20 protein-coding genes are annotated in these 24,887 nt (G+C 64.3%); 12 read left to right on the forward strand and 8 right to left on the reverse strand.

Features of this window, described 5'->3' with window-relative positions; all coding sequences use genetic code 11:
* Positions 1–131 precede the first annotated feature (131 nt).
* Complete coding sequence (locus NKH60_RS12015; RefSeq protein WP_352469954.1) at positions 132–1,406, forward strand: amidohydrolase family protein; 1,275 nt, start codon at positions 132–134, stop codon at positions 1,404–1,406.
* A 219-nt stretch (positions 1,407–1,625) separates the two neighbouring features.
* Positions 1,626–2,546: a DMT family transporter gene (locus NKH60_RS12020; protein ID WP_352614566.1), complete on the forward strand. Its 921-nt coding sequence runs from the start codon at positions 1,626–1,628 to the stop codon at positions 2,544–2,546.
* Here the strand turns inward: NKH60_RS12020 and NKH60_RS12025 are convergent.
* Positions 2,543–3,445: a phosphotransferase gene (locus tag NKH60_RS12025; protein WP_352614568.1), complete on the reverse strand. Its 903-nt coding sequence runs from the start codon at positions 3,443–3,445 to the stop codon at positions 2,543–2,545. The genes NKH60_RS12020 and NKH60_RS12025 overlap by 4 nt on opposite strands.
* Before the next feature lie 103 nt (positions 3,446–3,548).
* Here NKH60_RS12025 and NKH60_RS12030 point away from each other — a divergent pair, with 103 nt between their 5' ends.
* Entirely contained in the window at positions 3,549–4,181 is a 633-nt protein-coding gene (locus tag NKH60_RS12030) for a class I SAM-dependent DNA methyltransferase (RefSeq protein WP_352614570.1), read from the forward strand.
* 18 nt (positions 4,182–4,199) lie between these two features.
* Here the strand turns inward: NKH60_RS12030 and NKH60_RS12035 are convergent, their stop codons facing one another.
* Entirely contained in the window at positions 4,200–6,653 is a 2,454-nt protein-coding gene (locus tag NKH60_RS12035; RefSeq protein WP_352614572.1) for a GcvT family protein, read from the reverse strand.
* On the reverse strand, positions 6,650–7,534 hold the full coding sequence (locus NKH60_RS12040) for a phosphotransferase (protein ID WP_352614619.1): 885 nt from the start codon (positions 7,532–7,534) through the stop codon (positions 6,650–6,652). The genes NKH60_RS12035 and NKH60_RS12040 overlap by 4 nt, the downstream gene beginning before the upstream one ends.
* Positions 7,535–7,981: 447 nt before the next feature.
* Between NKH60_RS12040 and NKH60_RS12045 the strand changes: the two genes are divergently transcribed.
* From NKH60_RS12045 to NKH60_RS12075, 7 genes are all read left to right on the forward strand, one after another.
* Positions 7,982–8,746 (forward strand): DeoR/GlpR family DNA-binding transcription regulator, encoded by a 765-nt coding sequence (locus tag NKH60_RS12045; RefSeq protein WP_352872196.1) that lies wholly within the window; start codon positions 7,982–7,984, stop codon positions 8,744–8,746.
* A 90-nt stretch (positions 8,747–8,836) separates the two neighbouring features.
* Positions 8,837–9,763 (forward strand): LysR family transcriptional regulator, encoded by a 927-nt coding sequence (locus tag NKH60_RS12050; RefSeq protein ID WP_023676350.1) that lies wholly within the window; start codon positions 8,837–8,839, stop codon positions 9,761–9,763.
* Positions 9,764–10,070: 307 nt separating this feature from the next.
* Positions 10,071–11,225 (forward strand): ABC transporter substrate-binding protein, encoded by a 1,155-nt coding sequence (locus NKH60_RS12055; protein WP_352540421.1) that lies wholly within the window; start codon positions 10,071–10,073, stop codon positions 11,223–11,225.
* A gap of 190 nt (positions 11,226–11,415) precedes the next feature.
* Positions 11,416–12,411 (forward strand): ABC transporter ATP-binding protein, encoded by a 996-nt coding sequence (locus tag NKH60_RS12060; protein ID WP_352540420.1) that lies wholly within the window; start codon positions 11,416–11,418, stop codon positions 12,409–12,411.
* Between the two features lie 14 nt (positions 12,412–12,425).
* Positions 12,426–13,376, forward strand: a complete 951-nt coding sequence (locus tag NKH60_RS12065; RefSeq protein WP_352614621.1) for an ABC transporter permease — start codon at positions 12,426–12,428, stop codon at positions 13,374–13,376.
* Entirely contained in the window at positions 13,366–14,181 is an 816-nt protein-coding gene (locus tag NKH60_RS12070; protein WP_352872199.1) for an ABC transporter permease, read from the forward strand. Before NKH60_RS12065 ends, NKH60_RS12070 begins: the two co-directional genes overlap by 11 nt.
* A 25-nt stretch (positions 14,182–14,206) precedes the next feature.
* Positions 14,207–15,634, forward strand: a complete 1,428-nt coding sequence (locus tag NKH60_RS12075; protein WP_352872201.1) for a gamma-aminobutyraldehyde dehydrogenase — start codon at positions 14,207–14,209, stop codon at positions 15,632–15,634.
* A gap of 17 nt (positions 15,635–15,651) precedes the next feature.
* On the opposite strand, the gene nhaA is transcribed toward NKH60_RS12075, so the two are convergent.
* From nhaA to NKH60_RS12100, 5 genes are all read right to left on the reverse strand, one after another.
* Positions 15,652–16,845: a Na+/H+ antiporter NhaA gene (nhaA, locus tag NKH60_RS12080; protein ID WP_352872203.1), complete on the reverse strand. Its 1,194-nt coding sequence runs from the start codon at positions 16,843–16,845 to the stop codon at positions 15,652–15,654.
* A gap of 91 nt (positions 16,846–16,936) precedes the next feature.
* The gene (locus tag NKH60_RS12085) at positions 16,937–17,500 is read right to left on the reverse strand and encodes an ActR/PrrA/RegA family redox response regulator transcription factor (protein ID WP_023676342.1); all 564 of its coding nucleotides are present in this window, start codon (positions 17,498–17,500) and stop codon (positions 16,937–16,939) included.
* A 63-nt stretch (positions 17,501–17,563) separates the two neighbouring features.
* Positions 17,564–18,889 carry an ActS/PrrB/RegB family redox-sensitive histidine kinase gene (locus NKH60_RS12090; protein WP_352448476.1) on the reverse strand — a complete coding sequence of 442 codons (1,326 nt, stop codon included), beginning with the start codon at positions 18,887–18,889 and terminating at the stop codon, positions 17,564–17,566.
* An 89-nt stretch (positions 18,890–18,978) separates the two neighbouring features.
* Positions 18,979–21,597 carry an ATP-dependent helicase HrpB gene (hrpB, locus tag NKH60_RS12095; RefSeq protein WP_352872205.1) on the reverse strand — a complete coding sequence of 873 codons (2,619 nt, stop codon included), beginning with the start codon at positions 21,595–21,597 and terminating at the stop codon, positions 18,979–18,981.
* Between the two features lie 75 nt (positions 21,598–21,672).
* On the reverse strand, positions 21,673–22,563 hold the full coding sequence (locus tag NKH60_RS12100; RefSeq protein ID WP_352681360.1) for a DMT family transporter: 891 nt from the start codon (positions 22,561–22,563) through the stop codon (positions 21,673–21,675).
* 27 nt (positions 22,564–22,590) lie between these two features.
* On the opposite strand from NKH60_RS12100, the gene NKH60_RS12105 reads away from it, so the two are divergent.
* Together NKH60_RS12105 and NKH60_RS12110 are read left to right on the forward strand one after the other, a co-directional pair.
* Entirely contained in the window at positions 22,591–23,280 is a 690-nt protein-coding gene (locus tag NKH60_RS12105) for a PIG-L deacetylase family protein (protein ID WP_352872207.1), read from the forward strand.
* 213 nt (positions 23,281–23,493) lie between these two features.
* A complete protein-coding gene (locus tag NKH60_RS12110) occupies positions 23,494–24,825 on the forward strand; it encodes an ABC transporter substrate-binding protein (protein WP_352454682.1) in 1,332 nt (443 codons plus the stop codon).
* Positions 24,826–24,887 lie beyond the last annotated feature (62 nt).

Below are 24,887 nucleotides of genomic sequence, written 5' to 3' on the forward strand. Positions count from 1 at the left end.
CCTCATCTGGCCGCTTCGCGGCCACCTTCTTCCACAACAAGGGGAGAAGGGAAGGGCCGCGCCTGAAGGTTCCGCCTTGCGGCAGCACGCTGCATGGAAAGAAACGGCTTTTTTGAACGAGGTGGCGCTAGATGGATTTTGACCTTGTGGTGCGCGGCGGGACGCTGCCCGACGGCAGGATCGCGGATATAGGCATCGTCGGCGAAACGATCGCAGCGATAGAGCCCGAGCTGAACGTCAGCGCCGGCACGGCGATCGATGCCCATGGCAATCTGGTCTCGCCGCCCTTCGTCGATCCGCATTTCCATATGGACGCCACGCTTTCGCTCGGCATTCCGCGCATCAATGTCTCGGGCACGCTGCTCGAAGGCATCTCGCTTTGGGGCGAGTTGAAGCCGCTTCTGACCCACGAAGCGGTGCGCGACCGTGCGCTCGCCTATTGCGACTGGGCGGTGTCGATGGGCCTGCTCGCCATCCGCACCCATGTCGATGTTTGCGACGACCGCCTGCTGGCGGTCGAGGCGCTGCTCGACGTGAAGAAGACGGTTGGCCCCTATATCGACCTGCAGCTGGTCGCCTTCCCGCAGGACGGGTTTTACCGCTCGCCGACGGCGCGCGACAACACCATCCGGGCGCTCGACATAGGCGTCGATGTCGTCGGCGGCATTCCGCATTTCGAGCGCACAATGGCCGACGGCACGCGCTCCGTCACCGAGCTCTGCGAAATCGCGGCGAAGCGCGGCCTGATGGTCGACTTGCATTGCGACGAGACCGACGATCCGCTGTCGCGCCACATCGAGCAGCTTGCCTATGAGACGCAGCGGCTCGGGTTGCAGGGCAGAGTGGCCGGCTCGCACCTGACATCGATGCATTCGATGGATAATTACTACGTTTCGAAGCTATTGCCGCTGATTGCCGAGGCCGGCGTTTCGGCGATCCCCAATCCGCTGATCAACATCATGCTGCAGGGCCGCCACGACACCTTTCCCAAGCGCCGCGGACTGACGCGGGTCAAGGAGATGCTGGCGCAAGGCATCCGCGTCGGCTGGGGCCAGGATTGCGTGCTCGACCCCTGGTATTCGCTGGGCACCGCAGACATGCTCGACGTCGCCTTCATGGGCCTGCATGTCGCGCAGATGTCGAGCCCGGCCGAGATGGCGCGCTGCTTCGACATGGTCACCAACGTCAATGCAGCCATCATGGGCCTCGATCACCTTGGCCTGGCCGTCGGCAAGCGCGCCAGCCTGGTCGTTCTCGATGCCGGCAATCCGGTCGAAGCGCTGCGGCTGCGCCCCGAGCGCCTCTGCGTCATCGCCAGGGGCAAGGTGGTGGCCGAGCGCAGCCGGCAGGACACGCGGCTTTCGATCGCCGGAAGGCCGGGCACGGTGAACCGGCGCCACGCTTAAAGCGCGTCGCGTTTGAACGGACCCACGCGACGCGCTTTAAGGTCTTGTTTTTAAGCGTGTCGTTATCGCAAAACCGCTGCACACTTTTGCGCGACATGCATTAGTCCAGCCGATTTCCGGCGCTGGTCTTACCGAATTCTCGATTTTCGCCTCGTCATGGCCGCAGCTTGCGACTACGACGCGGGTCACCGTACCCCACGGCGAGGAACCGGTAACGGCATGGCGCGGCCCGCAGCCCAGTACTCAACGATCATGAACGTGCTGCTGGCCGGCATCCTGCTGATGCTCGCCGGCGATTTCTTGTTTGCGTTGAACGATGCGATGGGCAAGTGGCTGGTCGCCAGTTTTTCCGTCGGCCAGGTCGTGCTGATCCGCTCGATCGGCGCCTTTTTCATACTCGGGCCGATGATTGCACATCAGGGCCCGGCCAAGCTGTTTCGCATGGAGCGGCCGGAGCTGCAGCTGCTGCGCGTGGTGATGACGACGCTCGACACGGCGCTGTTCTACGCGGCGGTCGTCTATCTGCCGCTCGCCGATGTGATGAGCTTTTACATGGCCGGGCCGATCTATGTCGCGGCGCTGTCGCACTTCCTGCTCGGCGAAAGGGTCGGCTGGCGCCGCTGGGCGGCTATCCTGGTCGGTTTCTGCGGCGTGCTGATCATGCTGAAGCCGTCCTCGGCCGCGTTCTCGCTGTCGTCGATGTTCGCGCTCGCCGGCAGCATTTCCTTTGCCTTCGCCATCATCCTCAATCGGCGGCTGCGTGGCACCAGCGACACCTCGCTGGTCACCTGGCAAACCATCGGCACGCTGCTGGTCGGCGCTGCGTTGACCCTCGGCAGCTGGAAGACGCCGTCCTCGCTCGATTTCGGCGCCATGCTGCTTCTCGGCATCGTCTCCTGCGGCGCGCATCTGATGATCACCAGGGCGTTGAAGCTGGCGCCGGCCTCGACCTTGGCGCCGCTGCATTACAGCCTGCTGTTGTGGGCAGTGGTCTTCGGCCTCGCCTTCTTCGGCGATGTGCCTGGGCCGCGCATCCTGATCGGCTCGGCCATCGTCGTGCTGGCCGGCCTGTTCATCTTCCACCGCCAGAAGGTGGTCGACACGGTACCGCCCGAAAACGTGCCAAAGGGCGTGAATTAACCCCGGCGCGCTGCCGCGAGATGCCGCGAAAATTCCGGCATCTCCATCAGTGCCTTGCAGCGCGCAAACCGGCCGTCGGCATAGGCGCGAAAGTCGTCGGCCGGATTTTTGTTGGCAAGCTGGATCAGTCCCCACAGCGTCCACAGCAGGTCGCACATCGCCTTGTAGATGACGATGCGGGCGCGCTCCGCCGGTCTCGGCTCGCCGCCGAAATAGGCCAGCGTCATCTCCTCGTCCTGCGCGGCGTCGAATTGCCCTTCGACGCTGAGGTCGCCGAGATCCCAGAGCGGATCGTTCATGCCGGAATATTCCCAGTCGACGATCCACATCCTGTCGCCCGTATCGAGAAAGTTTTCGCAGAGCGGGTCGCAGTGGCAGGCGACGATCGGCAGAGGGTGAGCCGCAAGTGCTGAGCGCACTGCCTCCGCCTCGCGGACCACGTCGTGGTAGCCGGCAGGCAGGGCGACGTCCTTGGTTGACAGCACTTTCAGATAATCGTCGATCATCGCAAACAGCTCGAAGCGGAAGGGGAACACCGCGCCGGATGTGTGCAGTTTGCGAAAGGCCTTGCCGGCGCGTGCCGGACTGCCCGGCCGAGTCTTGAACTTTTCCGGTGACATCGTCTCGGCACCGGCGATGAAGCGGGTCACCAACACGCCGGTCTCGGCATCGACATGCAGCACATCGGGGCTGACGCCGGCCTCCGCCGCTTCCCGCGCCGCCACTGCCTCGTTGGCGCGGTTGATGTATTCCTCGGTACCCTTGCCGGGGATACGCAGGCAGAAATCCTTACCCCTGAAGACGAGGTTGGTGAGACCGCCGAGCCGTTCCAGAGGGCCGTCATAGCCGGCCAGCATCGGAATGGCCGCAATTGCGGCGCGCGCCCGGTCGTCCGCCATGGATTTCGCTCCTTTCCCCGTATTATTGGGACGACGACGGTTCCACAGTTTTCGCCGTTTGGCTATGATCGCGTTGCGGATCGATACCAGGCGACGGAAAGCGATGACGGACAGCAATCAGCAGAGCGCACTCGCCGCAGCCTATGCGGCGAAGCGGCCGGAAGACGTCGCGGCGCTTTACGACAGGTGGGCAGGAACCTATGACGCCGACATGTCGGCGGCTGGCTATCGCCATCCCACCATCTGCCTTGCCTTGCTGGCCCGCCATCTGGCGCGCGGCGCCGCTCCTCTGCTCGATGCCGGCGCCGGCACCGGGCTCATCGGCGAATGGCTTGCCATTACCGGTTATCCGCAGGTCGAGGCGCTCGACATCTCGGAAGGCATGCTGGCGCAAGCCGCGCGCAAGGGCGTCTATTCAGCGCTGCACTGCCTGGCGCTTGGCGGACCGCTGCCCTTCGTGGACGACGCCTATGCCGGGATCATCTCAGCCGGCGTCTTCACGTCCGGCCATGTCGGGGCCGAGGGTCTGGACGAGCTGATCCGCATCTGCCGGCCGGGCGGGGTGATCGTGCTGACAGTGAAGAACACGCTGTGGGGTGCCGGGTTTGCCGCGCGGATCGCCGAGCTCGAGGCGCAAGGCACCGTCACGCGCGCCGAAGAAACGCCGCCCTATGTTTCGATGCCAGGCGAGGCCGATACCGTGCCGAGCCGGGGGCTGGTGCTCATCGTGAACTGAGGCTGAAACCGGAAGGCTCTATGCCTTCACCTTTGCTCCTGCCGGATCGTAAAGCGGCTCGAGGTGTATCTTAGCCGGCGTCCGTTCCATTGCCACCACCAGCTCGTAGTTGCCGCAGGTAAGGAAATCATCGTTGACGCCATCGGCATTGCGCACATAGCCGTAGCCGATGTTCTTGCCGATGGTGTAGCCATAGCCGCCGCTGGTGAGATAACCGACCGCCTCGCCGTTGCGCAGGATGGTCTCGCGCCCGAGCAGCACGACGTCCGGATCATCGACGGTGAAGCCGGCAAAGCGTTTGCTGAGCGTCGAGCCATCGAGCTTTTCAAGCGCCCGCCGGCCGAGGAAATCGGTGTTCTTCCTGAGCTTCACCGCCCAGCCGAGGCCGGCCTCCTGCGGCGTGTCGTTGGGTGTAATGTCGGCGCCCCAGGCGCGGTAGCCCTTTTCCAGCCGCAGCGATTCTAGCGCCCGATAGCCGACCGGGCGAATGTCGTGGACAGCGCCCGCCGTCATCAGCGCGTCGAAAACCTCGCCCGTCGCCGCGATCGGCGCATGCAGTTCCCAGCCGAGTTCGCCGACATAGGTGACGCGCAGTGCCCGGACGGCGTGACCGGCAATGGCGATCTCGCGAACATGGCCGAATGGAAAGGCGGCATTCGAGACGTCGGCATCGGTCACCGCTGACAGCACGTCACGGGCGCGCGGCCCCATTAGCGACAATGTGCCGAAATCCTCCGTGACGTCGGTCAGCGTCACGTCGAACTCCCTGCCGATATGATCGGCAATCCAGGAGAAATCATGCGTGCGGAAACCGGTGCCGGTGACGATGTAGAATTTTTCCTCACCGAGCCTCGCCACGGTCAAATCGGCCTCGATGCCGCCGCGCGTGTTGAGAAGCTGCGTGTAGGTCAGCCGGCCGACCGGCTTGGCGACGTCGTTGGCGCAGATCCAGTCCAGCGCCTTCAGCGCGTCGGCTCCGGTCATTTCGTATTTGGCGAAAGACGACTGGTCGAAAATACCGATCTTTTCGCGCACGTGGCGGTGCTCGTCGCCAACCGCCAGGAACCAGTTCTGCCGGCCCATCGAATAGACGTCCTTCGGCTTGATGCCTTCCGGCGCGAACCAGTTCGGCCGCTCCCAGCCAAGTTTCGAGCCGAACACGGCGCGATGTTTTTGCAGCCGCTCGTACAAAGGCGAGACGATGCGCGGCCGGCCGCTGACATATTCCTCATGCGGGAAGCCGATCGTGTAGTGCTTGCCATAGGCTTCCAGCGTGCGGTCGCGGACCCATTGCCGGTCGCGGTGGAGATCGGAGAAGCGGCGGATGTCGACCACCCACAGATCGAGCGGCGCCTCGCCGTCGACGACCCATTGCGCCAGCACCCAGCCGGCGCCGCCGCCGGACGCGATGCCAAAGGCATTGAAGCCGGCGCCGACGAACATATTGGCGCATTCCGGCGCCACACCGAGGATGAAATTGCCATCCGGCGTAAAGCTCTCCGGCCCGTTGATCATCTGCTTGACGCCGGCATTGGCGAGCGCCGGGACACGCTCGATCGCCTGGCTCATATGCTGCTCGAAATGATCGTAATCATCGTCGAACAGCCGGAACTCCCAATCGTCCGGCACATCGCCGCCCGGCAGACCGGTCGTCCACGCCTGCGGGTTCGGCTCGTAGCCGCCCATCACCAACCCGCCGACCTCCTCCTTGAAATAGGTGCGGCGATCGGGGTCGCGAATTGTCGGCGCGTCGGTCGGCAGGCCATCAATCTTTTCGGTGATGATGTACTGGTGCTTCACCGGCTGCAGCGGCACGTTTATCCCGGCCAGCGCACCCACCTGCCGCGCCCATTGCCCGGCGCAGTTCACCACCTTGTCGCAGGCGATATCGCCTTTGCTGGTCTTTACCGCGGTGATGCGGCCGTCTCTCATTTCGAAGCCGGTGACCCGCACCTCCTCGAACAATTTTGCGCCATGCATGCGCGCACCCTTGGCCAGCGACTGGGTGATGTCGGAAGGGCTTGCCTGACCGTCGGTCGGCAGCCAGGACGCGCCGACGAGGTCGCCGGTTTCCAGCAGCGGCCACATTTCCTTGACCTCGGCCGGCGACAGCAGATGCATGTCCATGCCGAAGCTCTTAGCCGTCGTTGCCAGCCGCTTATACTCGATCCAGCGGTCGCCATTGGTGGCGAGGCGCAGGCAGCCAGTCATCTTCCAACCGGTGGCGAGGCCGGTTTCGGCTTCCAGCCCCTTGTAGAGATCGACCGAATATTTGAGCACGCGCGTGATCGACGCCGACGAGCGCAGCTGGCCGACCAGCCCGGCAGCATGCCAGGTCGAACCCGAGGTGAGTTTGCCCTGTTCGAGCAGTACGATTTCGGCCTTGTGGTCGCGCGCCAGATGATAGGCCGTCGAACAGCCGATGATGCCACCGCCGATGACGACGATCCCGGCCTGGGCGGGCAAGGTCATGTCCGCGTCCCGTATTTTGTCCTGTAGTTTTCCAGGGCGGCTTCGAGCCGCGCCAGGTTTTCGTCGGCGTAGGCGGCGTAGTCGACACCGGGCGCGTCGAGGTAAAGCTCGGAAACCATGCCCCACATCGCCTCACGCAGCAGCGACGCGCATTGCATGGCGGCGTGCGAGCGCCGTATCGCCGGGTCCGGCTCCTTCATGAAATAGGCGGTCAGGAAGGCGAAGGACTCCTCGTCGCTCATGCCTGCATTCGACGCCGCGCCGGCAAGGTCGAACATCGCGGTGTTGAAGCCTGCATATTCGAAATCGATGAGCCACAGCCTGTGACCGTCGTCGATTATGTTAGCCGGCAAGAGGTCATTATGGCCGAAGACGATCGGCAGCAGCTTTTGCGCGCGCTCGAGCTCGTCCGCCAGCGTCAGCAGGCGCGGCAGTTCGCCCAGCTTGCGGCTGCGGCCTTCCTCCAGCGTGCGCGCATAGTCGCGAATGACATGGAATACCCAGAACATGAAGCCGGCGCCGGAGACATGACCGGGCATCTCCCGGTGGAAACCGCGCAGCAACGCGGCAACGCGGCTGAGATCGGCGCGCACGTCCTGCGCGACATAGGCCTTGGCGCCGAGATACTCCGTCACCATGACGCCGGGTCCAGTGTAGTGGACGGCCGGAGCGAAGCCTGCCGCGTGCGCTGCCCGCGCCGTCATCATCTCGCGCTCGCGAAAGACATGGTGGAACGGATAGTCCTGGCCGAGCCGCACGACGTGCCGCCCGGCCGCGTCCTTGACCAGATAATTGGCATTGCTCAGCCCGCCCGGCAGCGGCGCGATGTCGATGCTGCCGGTCCAGCAAGGCAGCGCACGGATGCGGTCTTCGACAGTCACTTCGACAGTCACGATGTCGTCCAACATTGGGTCAATTTTCCACGCATGTCACGGCTGGCCAGCGATGACAATCGGACGGAGGAATGGAGGCAACGCGAAGATCTCGTCGGTGCAGATCTCGGGATCGGTATCCCGCACCGCACCGACGAGCCCCTTTGTGCCGGGTTCTTCGACGCCGGCATCCGCCCCCGCGGATCCTGAATTTCGGGACCCTTGCACCCGACGATCTCCCGGGCGTTCGGGCAAGCGATTTTTCGTGCGGCTCAGCCGTCGTCCTCCGTTCCGAGCCTGTCACAGCGATAATGTCGCGCCACGCTGGAGGCGTTGTCAACGCGAATTTGTGGTATTTTCTGGTTTTTTGCCCGAATTTTGCTAAATTCCTTGGAGTTAGTGGCATTTATGTCGTAGAAGCGGTCAGCGGTGCAACAATCCGACCGGATGGAACCGATGGTCCACTCGAAGCGGCATGGCGAAATCCTGCGCCTCCTCAAGGAGGAAGGCACCGTGACCATTGCGAGCCTGGCCGACCGGCTGGGCGTCTCGCTGGAGACAGTACGCCGCGACGTCAAGCCACTGACCAGCGACGGTTCCATCCTCAAGATGCACGGCGCCGTCGGCCTGCCGTCGATTGCCGGCGAAGCGCCGTTCGAGCGACGCATGCGCGAGAACGCCGATGCCAAGCGGGCAATAGCGCGCATGGTCGCCGCCACCATCCGCGACGGCGAATCGATCATGCTCGACACCGGCACCACCACCTCTTTCCTGGCCCGGGAACTGCTCGGCCACCGGCGGCTGACGGTCGTCACCAACTCCTCCGACATCGCCCGCACACTGGCCACTGTCAACGGCAATAAGGTCTACATGGCCGGCGGCGAGCTGCGCAGCGATTCCGGTGCTGCCTTCGGCGTCTCGGCCATCGAATTCGTCAGCCGCTTTTCCGTCAGCCATGCCGTGATATCGACCGGTGCGGTCGATGCCGTTACCGGCGTCATGGACTATGATCTGGAAGAGGCCGAATTCGCCCGCATGGTGCTGTCGCGCGGCCAGCGTTCGCTTGTCGTCACCGACCATAGCAAATTCGGCCGCCAGGGCCTTGTTCAGGTCTGCGGCTTCGGCGGCTTCTCCGAACTCGCGACCGACCGTCCGCCGCCGCACGACATCGGCGCCGCCCTCGCCCAGGCCGGCGCACGGCTCAGCATTGCCGATGGCTGAAGCGAGGGCTGAGCTCTATCGTGAGCTCTGTCGGGAGATCTGCTCCAGCACCCACTTCCCAGCGCCGCGTCTGCCGTGTTTAGTCCGGCCATGGCTTTCACCATCCGCCAATTGCAGTTCTTTATCGCCGTCGCCGAGCAGGGCACAGTGTCGGGCGCCGCCCAGAACCTGTCGATCTCGCAATCGTCGGTCACCGAGGCGATCAAGGAGCTGGAGCACGATCTCGGCGTCGAGCTGTTCGAGCGCCACCCGCGCGGCTTGAACATCACCCACAAAGGCCACCAGTTCCTGCGCCATGCGAGAAAGATCCTGGCCGACGTTTCCGATGCGCGCCGCGCCTTCTTCGGCGAACAGGCCGCGGCAAGCGGGCGGCTGCAACTTGGCGTCACCTCGCTGGTCGCCGGCTATGTGCTTTCCGATCTTCTTGCCCGCTACCGCCGCGCCTATCCGGGTGTCGAGGTCTCGGCAATCGAGGACAATGGCGACTATCTCGAGCACCTGTTAATTGGCGGCAAGCTCGACATTGCCGTCATGGTCACCTCGAACCTGCGCGACCGCACGGCACTGCAGTCCGAAATCCTCGAAGTCTCGGCCTACCGGCTGTGGCTGCCGCTCGGCCACCCCTTGGCCGGTGCCGACATCATCGGCATCGGCGACATCGCCTCGGAACCGCTGATCATGCTGACCGTCGACGAGATCGAGGAGAATACCGGAAAGCTGCTGACGGCAATCGGCGCCAAGCCGCATGTCGCCTTCCGCACCCGCTCGGTCGAAGCGGTACGCAGCCTCGTCGCTACCGGCGCCGGCGTGGCGCTGCTGCCCGACCTCGTCTACCGGCCATGGTCGCTGGAAGGCGACCGCATCGAATCGCGCGATATTTCGGGATCGTTGCCGGTCGTCCAGGTCGGCATGGTCTGGCGGCGCGGCTCCGGTCTGCCGCAGGCGGCGCGCGACTTCATCGGACTTGCCCAGTCGCAGCGCATGGTGCGCCAACGGCCCGAGAAGATTGGCCGCTGACGTATCGGAAAAATCGATATCGGCTTTCTGATAAATGAATTTGCGAAACCGGAAATTTCGCAGCACTTTTCGGTCAGGGAACAAAGCTGCCGTTAGAGCGCGACGTGCGTCCAATTGGACGCACATAGTACGCTCTAAGACTTTTAGTTTTCGCATCGGGCCTTCCGAAAATCGATTTCCGATTTTCGGGCCGATGCGAGGAGCACGGCCCTTCAGGGCCGCGCATCCAACGTTTTTGAACGGGCGCATGACCTTCTTCCGAAACCCGAAACCGGTTTCGAGGTCATGCAAAAATGGGAGATCGACGATGAATTCATTGCTGAAATCATGCACTGCCTTGACGGTCGCGCTGAGCTTCTCCGGCCAGGCCATCGCCCAGGTCAAGGAGCTCGGCAAAGGCGAAGGCGAGGTCAATATCGTCGCCTGGCCGGGCTATATCGAGCGCGGCGAAACCGACAAGGCCTATGATTGGGTCACTTCGTTCGAGAAGGAAACCGGCTGCAAGGTCAACGTCAAGACCGCCAACACCTCCGATGAGATGGTCTCGCTGATGAACGAGGGCGGCTTCGATCTCGTCACCGCCTCGGGCGACGCTTCGCTGCGCCTTGTCGCCGGCAAGCGCGTCCAGCCGATCAACACCGACCTCATACCGAGCTGGAAGACGGTCGACAACCGGCTGAAGGATGCGCCCTGGTTCACCGTCGGCGGAGTCCATTACGGCGTCCCCTATCAGTGGGGGCCGAACGTGCTGATGTACAACACCGAAGTGTTCAAGGAGGCGCCGAAGAGCTGGAACGTGGTCTTCGAGGAAATGAAGCTTCCCGACGGCAAGTCGAACAAGGGCCGCGTCCAAGCCTATGACGGGCCGATCCACATCGCCGACGCTGCCAATTACCTGATGGCTCACAAGCCGGAGCTCGGCATCAAGGATCCGTACGAACTGACCGAGGATCAGTACAAGGCGGCGCTCGACCTGCTGCGGGTCCAGCGTACGCTGGTCGGACGCTATTGGCACGACGCCGCCATCCAGGTCGACGATTTCCAGAACGAAGGCGTCGTCGCCTCCGGTTCCTGGCCCTACCAGGTAAACACGCTGATCGCGGCCAAGAAGCCGGTCGCCTCGACTATCCCCGAGGAGGGCGTCACCGGCTGGGCCGATACCACGATGATGGAGGCCGATGCTGCCCACCCAAACTGCGCCTACATGTGGATGGAGCATTCGCTGTCGCCAAAAGTGCAGGGCGACGTCTCCGCCTGGTTCGGCTCGCTGCCGGTGGTGCCCGCCGCCTGCAAGGGCAACGAACTGCTCGGCGAGGAAGGCTGCAAGACCAACGGTTACGACAATTTCGACAAGATCAAGTTCTGGAAGACGCCGGTCTCGAAATGCGCCACCCAGAACGACCAGTGCGTGCCCTATTACCGCTGGGTGTCGGACTATATCGGCGTCATCGGCGGGCGGTGAGTTCGCCTCACCTACGAAGCTCGGCGCTGCCCCTCACCCTTACCCTCTCCCGGTGAAGAACCGGGGGGTCGCCAGCGTTGGAGCGCCTCCCTTCTCCCCGTCCACTATACGAGGAGAAGGTGCCGGCAGGCGGATAAGAGGCAGCGCTACCGCCTGAAATTTGATGAGCCTGACAGATCAGGACAGCCCCATGACCTCCGCCGTTTCCTTCCAAAACGTCTCTCGCCATTTCGGCAGCGTGCGTGCCGTTGACGCGGTCGATCTCGACATCGTGCCGGGCGAGTTCTTTGCCATGCTCGGGCCTTCCGGCTCGGGCAAGACGACGTGCCTGCGCCTCATCGCCGGTTTCGAGCAGCCGACGGCGGGCTCGATCTCGATCTTCGGCGAACGCGCCGAGGGCGTGCCGCCCTATCGCCGCAACGTCAACACCGTGTTCCAGGATTATGCGCTGTTCCCGCATTTCAACGTGCTCGACAACGTCGCCTATGGGCTGATGGTCAAGGGCGTCGGCAGACCGGAGCGGCAACAGGCGGCGGAAGAAGCGCTGGCGCTGGTGCGGCTTCCCGGCTACGGCGCCCGTCGCCCTGGCCAGCTTTCCGGCGGCCAGCGCCAGCGCGTCGCGCTCGCCCGTGCGCTGGTCAACCAGCCCAAGGTGCTGTTGCTCGACGAGCCGCTCGGCGCCCTCGACCTCAAGCTTCGCGAAAACATGCAGGAGGAGTTGAAATCGCTGCAGAAGGCGCTCGGCATCACCTTCGTGTTCGTCACCCACGACCAGGGCGAAGCGCTGTCGATGGCCGACCGCGTGGCCGTCTTCAATGACGGCAAGATCATGCAGATCGGCACGCCGGAAGACATCTACCAGCGCCCCAAGACCCGCTTCGTCGCCGATTTCGTCGGCTCGTCCAACGTGCTGCCGCCGGATTTCGTCCAGCGCTATGCCGGCCAGTATCGCTGGGGCAGCCTGCGGCCCGAATCCATCCGTATTGGCCGGGCCAACGGCGAAGGGGTTGCCGCCCGCCTGGTCTCGACCAACTATCTCGGCGCCACGACAAGACTGGCGCTCGATGCAGAGGGCTTGCGACTGCATGCCATCGTGCCGGCGGGTGCTGTGCTGCCGGGGGAAGGCGAGGCGGTGGTGCTCACCTTCAAGCGCGAGCATTTGCATCTGATGGACGAGCTCGGATGAGCCTGGACGCTGCCATGCCGCGGGCCACGGCCCCCGCCATCCTGCCGCGAAGTGGTGGCGTACGCGGCGGGCTCTCCGATCTCTTCTGGCGCCGGCCGCAATTCTTGCTGCTCTTGATGCTGCTACCCCCGGTTCTTTGGCTCGGCATCGTCTATATCGGCTCGCTGTTTGCGCTGCTTTTGCAGAGCTTCTTTTCGATCGATGAGTTCTCCGGCCTGATCAACCGCGAGTTCACGCTGAAGACCTATGGCGACCTGCTGCAGGCCGCCAATCTCGACATCATCCTGCGCACGGTGACTATGGCGGCGCTGGTGACGCTGGCGGCGGCGGTCATCGCCTTTCCCATCGCCTATTACGCGGCGCGCTATGCGCGCGGCCGTTGGAAGGCGCTGTTTTATCTCGGCGTCATGCTGCCGCTGTGGTCGAGCTACCTGGTCAAGATCTATGCGTGGAAGCTGATTCTCGCCAAGGAAGGCATCCTGACCTGGCTGCTGGCCAAATTGCATCTTCTGTGGCTGCTTGATGCCTGGCTGTCGCTGCCGGTCGTCGGCGGCAACTCGCTGTCGGTCTCCTCAACCGGTACCTTCATCGTCTTCGTCTATGTCTGGCTGCCGTTCATGATCCTGCCGGTGCAGGCCGCACTCGAGCGCGTGCCGGGCAATTTGGTCGAGGCTTCGTCCGATCTCGGCGCCTCGCCCGGGCAGACCTTCGGCAACGTGCTGTTCCCGCTGGCGCTGCCCGGCATCGTCGCCGGCTCGATCTTCACCTTCTCGCTGACGCTCGGCGACTACATCATCCCACAGATCATCGGCACCTCGCGGCTGTTCATCGGCCAGGCCGTCTATTCGCAGCAAGGCACCGCCGGCAATATCCCGCTCGCCGCCGCCTTCACCGTGGTGCCCATCGTCATCATGGGCTTCTACCTCTGGGGCGCCAAGCGCATGGGGGCTTTCGATGCGCTCTGACCGTGGCCCATCCGCGCCGATCGGCCTGAAGCTCGCTGCCACCGGCGGCCTGCTTTTCCTGCATTTGCCGATCCTGCTGATCTTCGTCTATGCCTTCACCACCGAGGAGAAGAGCTTCGTCTGGCCGCCGCCGGGCCTGACCACGCAATGGTTCGCCGTCACCTGGAACCGCCCCGACGTCTGGCAGGCGCTGTCATTGTCTGTGCGGGTCGCGGCGATCTCGACTACCATCGCGCTGGTCCTGGGCACGCTGTGCGCCGCTGCCGTGTCCCGCACAAAATTCTTCGGCCGCGAAACCATCTCGCTGCTGGTCATCCTGCCGATCGCGCTGCCCGGCATCATCACCGGCATCGCTCTGCGCTCGGCCTTCGCGCTGGCCGAAATCCCGTTCTCGTTCTGGACGATCGTGCTCGGCCACGCCACTTTCTGCGTGGTCGTCGTCTACAACAATGCGGTCGCCCGCTTCCGCCGCACGTCCGGCTCGATGATCGAGGCGTCGATGGATCTCGGCGCCGATGGTTTCCAGACCTTTCGGCATGTCGTGCTGCCCAACATCGCAACCGCGCTGCTGGCCGGCGGCATGCTTGCCTTTGCGCTGTCCTTCGACGAGGTCATCGTCACCACCTTCACCGCCGGCCAGCAGCAGACGGTGCCGATCTGGATGCTCGAAGAATTGATCCGTCCGCGCCAGCGTCCGGTCACCAATGTCGTGGCGATGGTGGTAGTGCTGGTGACGCTGCTCCCCATCCTCGCTGCCTATTGCCTGACCCGCGACGGCGACCAGATCGCCGGTTCGGGCAAATGATCTCGTTCACAAGGGAGAGACTTCCATGGACACGCAGATGCTGATCGGCTCTAAATTCGAAAAAGGCACCGAGACCGAGGAGCCGATCCTCAACCCGAAGACCGGGGCGACCATCCTCAATCTGCCCGAGGCCAGCCCAGCGCAGATCGAGGCGGCCGTGCTTGCTGCCGAAAAAGCCTTCGTCACCTGGTCCCGCACAACACCGGCGCAGCGCGCCGGCTATCTCCTGAAGATCGCCGATCGCATCGAGGCTGCTGCACAGGATTTCGCGGCGCTCGAGGCGCTGAACTGTGGCAAGCCGATCAATGCCGTGCTCAATGACGAGATCCCGGCGATCGTCGACTGCTACCGCTTCTTTGCCGGCGCGGTCCGCTCGATGTCCGGCCAGGTCGCCGGCGAATACATTCCCGGCCACACCTCGATGGTCCGCCGAGACGCCATCGGCGTTGTCGCGTCGATCGCGCCGTGGAACTATCCGCTGATGATGATGGCCTGGAAGCTGGCGCCGGCGATTGCCGGCGGCAACACCGTCGTCTTCAAGCCGTCGGAACAGACGCCGCTGACCGCGCTGAAGCTGGCGAAAATCCTTGCCGAGATCCTGCCGGAAGGCGTCGTCAACGTCGTGCTCGGTCGCGGCGACAGCGTCGGCAACACGCTGATCAACCACCCGAAAGTCAACATGATCTCGATCACCGGCGACGTCGCCACCGGCAAGAAGGTGCTGCAGGCTGCCGCCAAATCGGTCAAGCGCACGCATCTCGAACTCGGCGGCAAGGCGCCGGTCATCGTCTTCGACGACGCCGATCTCGGCGCGGTGGTCAACGGTCTGCGCGCCTTCGGCTATTACAATGCCGGCCAGGACTGCACCGCGGCCTGCCGCATCTACGCCGGCAAGAAGATTTACGACAAGCTCGTCGCAGACCTCTCCACTGCGGTCTCGACCATCAAGTATGATCGCCCCGACGATACCGAGAACGAGATCGGCCCGCTGATCTCGCGTCGCCAGCGTGACCGCGTCTCGAGCTTCGTCGAGCGCGCCTCTGAGCTCAAGCACATCGAGATCACCACGGGCGGCAAGCCGGGCGAGGGCTCCGGCTTCTTCTACCAGCCGACCGTCGTCGCCGGCGCGCTGCAGGAGGACGAGATCGTGCGCCGCGAAGTGTTCGGTCCGGTGGTCTCGGTCACCCGCTTTTCCGAAGTTGACGAAGCGGTGAACTGGGCCAATGATTCTGACTACGGCCTGGCGTCGTCGGTGTGGACCAAGGACGTTTCGCGGGCCATGGCGACAGCGGCCCGGCTGCAATATGGCTGCACCTGGATCAATACCCATTTCATGCTGACCAACGAGATGCCGCATGGCGGGTTGAAACAATCCGGCTACGGCAAGGACATGTCGCTCTACGCGCTGGAGGACTATACCGCCGTCCGCCACGTCATGGTCGCTCACGGGTAGCGCCCGCGAGGAGACGCCTATTCTTCCGCCTCCTCCGCCTCGCCTGCGGCCGGCCCCACCAGCAGCACAGCGGCGCCTAGGAGCGCGGCGATGAAGGAGCCGGCGAGGATGCCGACCTTGACCGCGTCCTGCAGGGCGGCGTCGCTGGCGAAGGCGAGCAGGCCGATGAACAGGCTCATGGTGAAACCGATGCCACAGAGCAGCGAAATGCCGACCATGTGCAGCCAGCCGGCATTGACCGGCAGATCGGCGAAGCCAAGCCGGATGGCAAGCGCGGAAGACCCGAACACGCCGACCAGCTTGCCCAAGACGAGGCCGGCGGCGACGCCGAGCGTCAGCGGCTCGGCCAGGGCGGCAGCGCTGAGACCGGCGAGCGAGACGCCGGCGTTGGCAAAGCCGAAAGTCGGGATGACGAAAAAGGCGACGACTTTGTGCAGGCCGTGTTCGAGCCGGTGCAGCGGCGAATGGTCGAGATCATGGCCGCTGCCCGGCGATATCTTCAGCGGTATGGTGAGGGCCAGCGCGACGCCGGCGAGCGTCGCATGGACGCCCGATTTGAGCACCAAAACCCACAGAACGATGCCGAGCAAGATGTACGGCAGCAGCGTCAGCACCCGCATGCGGTTGAGCACCACCAGCAGCGCGATCACGGCGAAGGCGGCGCCGAGATAGGCGAGCGAGAGGCCGCTGGTATAGAACACCGCGATGATGAGCACCGCGCCGAGATCGTCGATGATGGCAAGCGCCGTGAGGAATATCTTCAGCGAACCCGGGACGCGGCTGCCGAGCAGCGACAGCACGCCGAGCGCAAAGGCGATATCGGTGGCGGTTGGGATCGCCCAGCCGGACAGAGCGGCTGGATTGTTGCGGTTGATGGCGACGTAGACCAGTGCCGGCGCTGCCATGCCGCCGGCGGCGGCGATGCCGGGCAGCACGCGGCGCGGCCAGGTCGACAGCTGGCCGTCAAGCATTTCGCGCTTGATCTCGAGACCGACCAGCAGGAAGAACACCGCCATCAGGCCGTCATTGATCCAGTGCGAGACGCTGAGCGGTCCGAGATAGGCATGGAGGGCGGAGAAATAAGCCTCGCCCAGCGGCGAATTGGCGACGATCAGGGCCAAGGCCGCCGCAGCCATCAGGATGAGGCCGCCGGCCGCCTCGCTGTCGAGGAATTCGCGCAGCATGGAGACCAGCCGCTTTTCGTCCTGCATGTCGCCTCCGTCGTATCAGCGGCAAGGTCCGACACCGCCGAGCGATGATGCGCAAACAGCGCTGGCCGGGCAAGCCTGTAATGAGAGCCCTTTAGCGCGGCGCGCGCTTGGCGAGGATGCGTTGCAGCGTGCGGCGATGCATGTTCAGGCGGCGTGCGGTTTCCGAGACGTTGCGGTCGCACATTTCGTAGACGCGCTGGATGTGTTCCCAGCGCACGCGATCGGCCGACATTGGATTTTCTGGCGGCGCTGCGCGTTCGCCCGCGGTGCGGGTCAGGGCGGCAAAAATATCGTCGGCATCGGCCGGCTTCGACAGATAGTCGATGGCGCCGAGCTTTACCGCTGTCACCGCGGTGGCGATGTTGCCGTAGCCGGTGAGGATGATGGCGCGGGCATCGTCGCGCTTCTCGCGAATCGCGGCGACGACGTCGAGGCCGTTGCCGTCGGCCAGCCGCATGTCGACCACCGCATAGGCCGGCGGATTGGCGCGCGCCTTGGCAACCGCCTCCTCGACGCTCTCCGCCGTCTCGACCACGAAACCCCTGGTTTCCATGGCGCGGGCAAGCCGCGTCAGGAACGGCTTGTCGTCGTCCACGATCAGCAGCGAGGTATCCTCGCCTTCGACCATTGCGCCAATCGTTTCGTCAGTACTCATCGTGCTGAAAATCCTGCTGCCTGATTTTTACGCAAATATAGTTTCGCAACGCTATTGTCCAATTTAGGCCGTGTCGAACATGGTGGCCGAAGCCTGCTCGGGATTGAGGAAGACGCTGCGCGGCCACGATATCTGCACGATAGCGCCCTCGCCGGGCTCGCTTGAATTGCGGAAATCGAGCGTCGCGCCGGAGCGTTCGAGCAAGGTCTTGGCGATGAATAGGCCGAGGCCGAGGCCGCCGCCGGCTTCGGTGCCTTGTCGCGTCGACATATAGGGTTCTCCGATACGGTCGATGATCTCCGGTGGAAAGCCCGGCCCGTCGTCGATGATCGAGAAGCTGACGGCGGCCTCATTCCAGTTCCAGCGCACTGTCACGCTGTTGCGGGCGAAGTCGACCGCGTTCTCGACCAGATTGCCGAGGCCGTAAATGACGCCGGGATTGCGCCGGCCCACCGGCTCCGGGCCGATGCGCTCGCCCGGCCGAAGCTTGATCGAAATGCCGAAATCGCGGTGCGGCGCCGTCACCTCCTCGACCAGCGAGGTCAGCGGCAGGCGCGAGAGGTGCACCTCGCTCTCGGAGGACAGGCTGGTCAGGCGCTTCAGGATTTCGCGGCAGCGCTCGCTCTGCGAACGCAGCAGCTTCACGTCCTCGCCGTATTTCGGATCTTCGCCAAGCGCCTTCTCCATCTCCTTGGCAACAAGCGTGATGGTGGCGAGCGGCGTGCCGAGTTCGTGCGCGGCGGCCGCGGCGAGGCCGTCGAGGGCCGAGAGATGCTGTTCTCGCTGCAGCACCAATTCCGTGGCGGCAAGCGCGTTGGCAAGCAGCCGCGCCTCCTCGGCCACCCGGAAGGCATAGATCGCGGTAAAGGCGATGGAGCAGAACACCGCCATCCACATGCCGGCGACATAGATGAACGGCATCGCCAATGGCGCCCCCTCATGCCAGGGCAGCGGCAGGTGGTAAAAGACCAGCAGCGTCGCCGCCACGATCACCAGCGCGCCGAGCATGGCGGTCAGCCGCAGCGGCAGCGACGTCGCCGAGACGACGACGGGCACGGTCATCAGCAGCGAAAACGGATTCGTAAGGCCGCCGGTCATGTAGAGCAGGCCGGCAAGCTGCAGGCTGTCGAAGGTCAGGATGGCGAAGGCCGAGAACGGGGTAAGCCGATGCGCCGCCGGATAGCGGAAGGTCAGCAAAAGGTTCATCCAGGCCGAACAGGCGATCAGCGCAAAACACATGCTGACCGGTAGCGGAAATTTCAGCCCGTAAGCGACGACAAGCACGGTCAGGCTCTGGCCGACGATGGCAAGCCAGCGCAACCTGATCAGCGTGTTGAGGCGCAGCCGCTGGCTTTGCTGGAAGTCGGGTGCGTGCAGGATGTTTATCATGGGCAGTGATTATAGAGGGGAAACAGCCGGAGGTCTTTTCCGAAAACCGCCGAAGCTGGGCCTCGGTTCGGGATGACAGTCTGGAAGCATCAGGTACCGCGCGGCTTGGCGCGGCTAGTGGCGGCGGCGAGAAGCGGGTTCTCCGGCCAGACATGCCTGGGATAGCGGCCGCGCATCTCTGCCCGCACATCGGCCCAGGAGCCGCGCCAGAAGCCGGGCAGGTCGCGCGTCGTCTGGATCGGCCGGTGCGCCGGCGACAGCAATTCGAGCGTCAGCGACACAGTGCCGTTGGCGATCGCCGGATGCCGGTCGAAGCCGAACAGTTCCTGCACGCGGATCGCCAGCACCGGCCATTCGCCGTCATAGCGGATCGGCAGCCGGCTGCCCGACGGCGCGTCGAAATGGGTCGGCGCCAATGTGTCGATCTTGCGCTGCAATTCGTGCGGCACCAGCGTCATCAGGCCTTGCGAAAGCACGCTGGGATCGATTGCCGCAAAGGATGCCGCGCCGGAAAGGAACGGCAGCAGCCAGTCGTCGAGACGCTCGACGAGCGCGGCATCGGAGACATCGGGCCATGGCACGCCGAGGCCGCGATGCAGCCAGCCGAGCCGCTGCCGCAACGTCTCCGCCTCGCTGTTCCACGGCAACAGGGACAGGCCGTGTTCGCGCAAGGCGTCGAGGATGGCGCGATCCGCGTCGGCACCGGTCGGCGCCGGCAGCATGCGTTCGGACAGCGTGATGGCGCCGAGGCGAACCGTTTCGCGTACCCGCACCGCGCGCCTGTCGCGGTCGAAGCTCACCTCGCGGCGGGCCTCGATCTTTTCCGCCAGCGCAGTGCGGATGTCGGCCTCATCGATGGCTGCCGCTGCGGTGATGCGGGCGTTCTGCGCCTTGCCCTGCAGGTCGGCGACGACGAGCCAGGTCTCGCCGGCCAGCGGATCGGAGGCGTCGAGCATGGCGCCCGAGCCGTTGGCAAGCACGAAGCGGCCACGCTCGCCGCGCGCTTTGGCGACCCGATCCGGCCAGGCATGGATGAGGAGAGCGCCGGCTGTGCTGCCCTCCCCCTTGAGGGGGTCGGAAGGACGGGCGAGACCCGTGGCTCGCCCCGGCGCGTCGATCCGCGTAGCGGATAGGGGTGGGGCCGCTTCGGGCACGCCATCGACGACCCCGCCCCGTCTCGCTCGTCTCGCTGCGCTCGGCTCGCTTGCCGACCCTCCCCTAGAGGGGAAGGGTGAAGCCTGCTTTGCCAGCCTCTCAGCCAGCTGCCGGGCGGCGGTGGCGCGCGGCGATCTTTCGGCGCGAAAGCGCAGCAGCCGCCGTTCGAGATCGGCACCATCGCCGCCAAGGCCACGCTCGGTCAATAATACGGCGAGCATCGCCGCCTCGAGCGCCTCTCCGGTCCTTGCCGCCTCGGCGACCATATGGGCGAGCCGCACCGGTAGCGCCAGCCGGCGCATCGCGGCACCGGCATCCGTCAGGCGTCCTGCCGCATCGACAGCATCGAGCGCACGTAGCAGTACCCTCGCCTCGGTGAGCGCCGGAGCCGGTGGGGGGTCGAGGAAGGATAGACTGGTCGGATCGGCGACGCCGAACGCTGCGCTATCGAGCAACAGGCCGGAAAGATCGGCCTCGAGGATTTCCGGCGGCGTGAAGGCCGGCAGGGCCGCCGTCTGCTCGGCCCGCCACAACCGGATGGCGACGCCCGGCTGCGTGCGTCCGGCACGGCCGGCGCGCTGGTCGGCGGAAGCGCGGGAAGCACGTACCGTCTCCAGCCGCGTCAGGCCGCTCGCCGGTTCATAGCGCGGCAGCCGCGACAGGCCGGAATCGATGACGACGCGGACGCCGTCGATGGTGATGGAGGTTTCGGCGATCGACGTCGCCAGCACGACCTTGCGGCGGCCGAGCGGCGCCGGCTTGATCGCCGCGTCCTGCGCCTTGTTGTCGAGCATACCATAGAGCGGCACGATGTCGGTATCGGCGCCGACCTTGCCCGCCAGCCGCTCGGCGGTGCGCTCGATCTCGCGCTGGCCGGGCAGGAAAGCGAGCACGCTGCCCTCCTCCCCGGCAAGCGCCGAGCGGATCGCCTTGGCCATGGCGTCCTCGATCGTGACGCCGGCCGGCCGCTCGTCATAGCGGATGTCGACCGGGAAGGCGCGGCCTGCGCTCTCGATCACCGGCGCGCCGGACAGCAATTTTGCGACACGCGCGCCGTCGAGCGTTGCCGACATCACCAGCAATCTGAGTTCGGGCCTCAGCGCACCCTGCACGTCAAGCGCCAGCGCCAACCCGAAATCGCCGTCGAGCGAGCGTTCGTGGAACTCGTCGAATAGCACCGCCGCGACACCAGGCAGTTCCGGGTCGTCGAGGATCATGCGGGACAGCACGCCTTCGGTGACGACGAGAACCCTGGTCTTTGCGGAACTGCGGTTTTCCATGCGCATGGCATAGCCGACGGTTTCGCCGGGCTCTTGGCCGAGCAATTCGGCCATGCGGCGGGCGGCAGCGCGGGCGGCGAGGCGGCGCGGCTCGAGCAGGATGATCTTTCCGGCGCCGAGCCATTCAGCGTCGAGCAGCGCCAGTGGAACCAGCGTCGTCTTGCCGGCACCGGGTGGCGCCACCAGCACGGCGCTGTTACCATGGCTCAGCGTTTCATTGAGCGCCGGCAAGACAACGGAGACCGGCAGGTCCGGCAAGGGTTTTGTCGTCATTGTGCTATGCTGTGCAGCCAGTTGGCAGCAACCGCATATCAGCGGTGGCGGTCGCGGCGCAACCTCGGCGCCGACTCAAAGCCTGGTCCGCGAAAACGGGTTCCAGCGCACCGTGCCGAGCCGCACCTCCTCGCGCACCATGGTCAGCAGGCCGGAACCGCCGACCACGGCCAAGCCGACCAGCGACAGAAAATCCGGATATTCCCTGAAGAACAGCGCACCTAGAACCACCGCCCAGACGATCTGCGAGTAATGCGTCGGCGCGATGCGGTTGGCCGGCGCGTATTTGACCGCCAGCAGATGCAGCAGCTGGCCGCCGGCGGTAAAGGCGCCGGCCAGCACCAGCCAGGCCCATTGCCTGCCATCCGGCAGCGAGAACGAGGTAGCCGCCGCACCGACGCCGTTGAAGAGCAGGCCGTAGCCGATCAGCACGCCGAGCATCGTCGTGCGCTTTTCCTGCGCGGCGAGCGAACGCATCAGGATGACATTGGTGGCGGCCAGGAAGGCGATGATGAACGCCGCCAGATGGCCAAGCTGCAACTCGCGAAAACCAGGCCTGACGACCAGCATGACCCCGGCAAAGCCGGCGACGACCGCCAACCATCGCCATGGGCCGACCTTTTCCTTGAGGACCAGCGTGGCCAGGATAGTGACGAACAGCGGCGCCAGAAAGATGAGCGCATAGACTTCCGCCAGCGGGATGGTGGTGAAGGCATAGACGCTGAGCACGCCCGAGGCGATGCCGGCCCAGGCCCGGGCCTGTACCGCCCAGGGCCGGTTGGTGCGCCAGAAATCGAGCCAGCGCTCGCCTGCCGGCCTGGCAAAGAGCAGAAAGCAGCCGGCAAACAATGTCGAGAAGAAGCCGATCTCGAAGACGTTGAACTGCCCGCCCAGGCTTTTGACAACCGCGTCGCTGCACGAATAGCTTGCATAGGCGATGAGCGCGAGCAGAATTCCGTTGGGCACGTTTTTCCATTTCCGGGAGAGATGAGAGTGAAGATATTGGCGCTTGGCGCGCATCCGGACGACATCGAGATCTTCATGTTCGGTACGATGGCCGCCTATGCCGCGCAAGGCGCAGAACTCTTTTTTGCCATAGCCACGGATGGCGCCAGGGGCGGCTATGGCGATCCGGCCGCACTTGCGCGCACGCGCCGCAAGGAGGCGACGGCGGCGGCCGGCCTGCTTGGCGTGACGCCGCGCTTCCTCGACTTTCCCGATGGCGGGCTGGTCGCGGATGCCGCGCTGATCGGGGCGCTCAAAGCACTGATCGGCGAGATAGGGCCGGATCTGGTGATAACGCATGCGCCGAACGACTATCATGGCGACCACCGCGCGCTGTCGGATGGCGTGCGCATCGCAGCGTCATTCTCGGTGCCGGTGCTACATGCCGACACGTTCGGCGGCACCGGGTTTTCGCCAACGTACTACGTCGATACCTCCAGGCATTTCGATCTCAAGGCGGAGGCGATCCGGGCGCACCAGTCGCAGGATCCCGAGCGTTTCGTCGACGCGGCGCGCACGCAGAACGCCTTTCGCGCCGGCCAGTGCAATGGCCCAGCCGGATCGTTCGCCGAGGCCTTCCGCTTCGAGCCAGTCTTCCCCTTCGCCGATATCCGCGCGCTTTTGCCGCCGGCCCCAGTGATCCGTCCGGTGGCCGTCAGCAACAAGACGGTGACCTAGGCAGGTCGCCGCAACTTTCTCACGTTGCTTTCCTGTCCAGCATGCTGCGGTGCAGCAACGAATTCGCTTGCCTTGTTTAGTAAAAATTGCATCACTAAACAAATTACTAAACATCCGGTGCGCCGCCGCGTCGTTGTGTTTGGGCCCCGGAGGAGGGGTTTAGCGGGCTCTTGAAACCGTCATCCGGACGCGTTTCGCAAATGGGAGGAAGGCATGAAATCGACCTTGAAATTGGCGTTGGGACTGGCATCGACACTCTTTGCGTCGACAGCCGTTTCGAATGTCGCGCAGGCAGAAGATCTGACGCTTTGCTGGGCAGCCTGGGACCCGGCCAACGCGCTTGTGGAATTGTCCAAGGACTTCACCAAGGAAACCGGCATCGGCATGAAATTCGAATTCGTGCCGTGGACCAACTATGCCGATCGCTTTCTCAACGAGCTGAATTCGCACGGCAAGCTGTGCGACCTCATCATCGGCGACAGCCAGTGGATCGGCGGTGCCGCCGAGAACGGCCACTACGTCAAGCTGAACGACTTCTTCGACAAGGAGAAGATCAGCATGGACGACTTCGTGCCGGCGACCGTCGTCGGCTATTCGGAATGGCCGAAGAACTCGCCGAATTACTGGGCGCTGCCGGCCATGGGTGACGTCGTCGGTTGGACTTACCGCAAGGACTGGTTCTCCAAGCCGGAGCTGCAGAAGGAATTCAAGGAAAAGTATGGCTGGGATCTCGGCCCGCCGACGACCTTCGACCAATTGAAGCAGATCGCCGAATTCTTCCAGAAGCGCGACATCGACGGCAAGACCGTCTATGGCGCGTCGATCTACACCGAGCGCGGCTCGGAAGGCATCACCATGGGCGCCATGGACGTGCTCTACAGCTTCGGCTTCCAGTACGAAAACCCGAAAAAGCCCTACGAGATGGAAGGCTTCGTCAACTCCGATAAATCGGTGAAGGGCCTGGAGTTCTACAAAGCCCTCTACGATTGCTGCACCCCTCCCGGCGCCTCGAACAGCTACATGGGCGAAGGCGTTGATGCCTTCAAATCCGGCCAGGTGGCGATGCACATGAACTTCGCCTTCACCTGGCCAGGCCTGCAGAAGGACGAGAATGTCGGCGGCGACAAGATCGGCTATTTCGTCAATCCCAAAGGTCCGGACGGGGACCAGTTCGCCCAGCTCGGCGGCCAGGGCATCTCGGTGGTCTCCTATTCCGACAAGCAGGAAGCCGCGCTCAAATACATCAAATGGTTCGCCAACAAGGACGTGCAGTCCAAATGGTGGTCGCTCGGCGGCTATTCCTGCCTCAACGCGGTCGTCAAGGACCCCGCCTTCCCGGCCAGCCAGCCCTATGCGCAGACCTTCCTCGACTCGATGGCCATCGTGAAGGACTTCTGGGCCGAGCCGAGCTATGCCCCGCTGTTGCAGGCATCGCAGAAGCGCTTCCACGACTATGTCGTTGCCGGGCAAGGCTCGGCCAAGGATGCGCTCGACGGCCTCGTCAAGGACTGGACCGAGGTCTTCCAGGACGATGGCAAGATGTAGCCGGGGCAAGATGTAAACGGCTCCTCCCGAGCCCATGACCGAACCGTCCCGTGCCACTTGGC

The organism is Mesorhizobium sp. M1006 (genome assembly GCF_040318825.1).
GTDB lineage: Bacteria > Pseudomonadota > Alphaproteobacteria > Rhizobiales > Rhizobiaceae > Mesorhizobium.

Coding starts and splice junctions, on each gene's coding strand:
- NKH60_RS12050 (WP_023676350.1), top strand. CDS start 8,837: ATGGCTTTCACCATCCGCCAATTGCAGTTCTTTATCGCCGTCGCCGAG.
- NKH60_RS12085 (WP_023676342.1), bottom strand. CDS start 17,500: ATGAGTACTGACGAAACGATTGGCGCAATGGTCGAAGGCGAGGATACC.
- hrpB (WP_352872205.1), bottom strand. CDS start 21,597: ATGACGACAAAACCCTTGCCGGACCTGCCGGTCTCCGTTGTCTTGCCG.
- NKH60_RS12045 (WP_352872196.1), top strand. CDS start 7,982: ATGGTCCACTCGAAGCGGCATGGCGAAATCCTGCGCCTCCTCAAGGAG.
- NKH60_RS12025 (WP_352614568.1), bottom strand. CDS start 3,445: ATGGCGGACGACCGGGCGCGCGCCGCAATTGCGGCCATTCCGATGCTG.
- NKH60_RS12020 (WP_352614566.1), top strand. CDS start 1,626: ATGGCGCGGCCCGCAGCCCAGTACTCAACGATCATGAACGTGCTGCTG.
- NKH60_RS12030 (WP_352614570.1), top strand. CDS start 3,549: ATGACGGACAGCAATCAGCAGAGCGCACTCGCCGCAGCCTATGCGGCG.
- NKH60_RS12110 (WP_352454682.1), top strand. CDS start 23,494: ATGAAATCGACCTTGAAATTGGCGTTGGGACTGGCATCGACACTCTTT.
- NKH60_RS12015 (WP_352469954.1), top strand. CDS start 132: ATGGATTTTGACCTTGTGGTGCGCGGCGGGACGCTGCCCGACGGCAGG.
- NKH60_RS12035 (WP_352614572.1), bottom strand. CDS start 6,653: ATGACCTTGCCCGCCCAGGCCGGGATCGTCGTCATCGGCGGTGGCATC.
- nhaA (WP_352872203.1), bottom strand. CDS start 16,845: ATGCAGGACGAAAAGCGGCTGGTCTCCATGCTGCGCGAATTCCTCGAC.
- NKH60_RS12090 (WP_352448476.1), bottom strand. CDS start 18,889: ATGATAAACATCCTGCACGCACCCGACTTCCAGCAAAGCCAGCGGCTG.
- NKH60_RS12070 (WP_352872199.1), top strand. CDS start 13,366: ATGCGCTCTGACCGTGGCCCATCCGCGCCGATCGGCCTGAAGCTCGCT.
- NKH60_RS12065 (WP_352614621.1), top strand. CDS start 12,426: ATGCCGCGGGCCACGGCCCCCGCCATCCTGCCGCGAAGTGGTGGCGTA.
- NKH60_RS12055 (WP_352540421.1), top strand. CDS start 10,071: ATGAATTCATTGCTGAAATCATGCACTGCCTTGACGGTCGCGCTGAGC.
- NKH60_RS12075 (WP_352872201.1), top strand. CDS start 14,207: ATGGACACGCAGATGCTGATCGGCTCTAAATTCGAAAAAGGCACCGAG.
- NKH60_RS12060 (WP_352540420.1), top strand. CDS start 11,416: ATGACCTCCGCCGTTTCCTTCCAAAACGTCTCTCGCCATTTCGGCAGC.